We start from the raw sequence: 914 nt of genomic DNA on the forward strand, positions 1-914 counted from the left end.
ATCAAGGGGGTGGCCGCCGCGCCCCGCTCCCCCCGGCGGAACTGGCGGCCACCCCCTTGATCCTGCGCGAGCGCGGCTCGGGCACCCGCCAGGTCCTGGACGCGGCCCTCGCCGCGCACGGCGGCCTGGCCGCCCCGCTGCTCGAACTCGCCTCCACCACGGCGGTGAAGTCGGCCGTGGTCAGCGGCCTGGGCCCGTCGGTCCTCAGCGAACTGGCCGTGGGGGAGGAACTCGCGGCCCGGCGCCTGGTGGAGATCCCGGTGACGGTACGGCTGCGCCGCGACCTGCGAGCGGTCTGGCCCCTGGGGCAACGGCCGGTGGGGCCGGCACGGGAGCTGTTGTCGCTGACGCGGGGGTGAGGCGACCGTTCCGCTCCGCTGTTCCGCTCCGCGGCGGGCCCGGTCGTCGCGGCGGAGGCGGGCGGCGGCCGGAGCACTCTTCTTCGACCGCGCGGGCGGCCTTGCTGGCCGATCCGGTCGTCGTTCAGGGGACGGCGTATCCCGGGACGGACGGCCACCGCACGGTCAGCACCACCGAATCCTCCTCCGCGGCCCAGGAGTGGTCCACGCCCTGACCCCACACGACGTAGTCACCCTGCTGTTCCAGGAGGACGCTGCGGCCGGGAAGCTCGACGCGGAAGCGGCCGCTGACGAGAACCAGCACCGCCGTACGCTGCTCGCCCCGCACCCACCGTGCTCGCCGGTCGCCCCGGGCATGGACACCCCACTTGACCTCCACGGCGTCGCTCCGACGAGGGTCGCCGTCCTCCTTGAAGTGCCCGAGGAGCCAACCCCGGTCGAGTGCCGCGTCCTTGCCCGCGTTGCCCACGTACACGCTGTCGTCCATGTGCTCGGACGCCGGGGCGATGTGGACCGGTAGGGAGGCGATGGGGTCGGCGGGGTCGGTGGGTTCGG

The 914-nt window shown here is 74.6% G+C and carries 2 protein-coding genes; one reads left to right on the forward strand and one right to left on the reverse strand.

Annotated features, from left to right (window positions below; genetic code table 11):
• Positions 1 to 359, forward strand: a 359-nt coding sequence (locus tag K6I34_RS37510; RefSeq protein ID WP_229332476.1) for a LysR substrate-binding domain-containing protein, incomplete at its 5' end; no start/stop codon positions are given.
• Between the two features lie 124 nt (positions 360 to 483).
• Here the strand turns inward: K6I34_RS37510 and K6I34_RS37515 are convergent.
• Positions 484 to 846, reverse strand: a complete 363-nt coding sequence (locus tag K6I34_RS37515; protein WP_229332477.1) for a signal peptidase I — start codon at positions 844 to 846, stop codon at positions 484 to 486.
• Positions 847 to 914 lie beyond the last annotated feature (68 nt).

Origin of the sequence: Streptomyces sp. UNOC14_S4, from assembly GCF_020740835.1 — a bacterium.
Classification (GTDB): domain Bacteria; phylum Actinomycetota; class Actinomycetes; order Streptomycetales; family Streptomycetaceae; genus Streptomyces.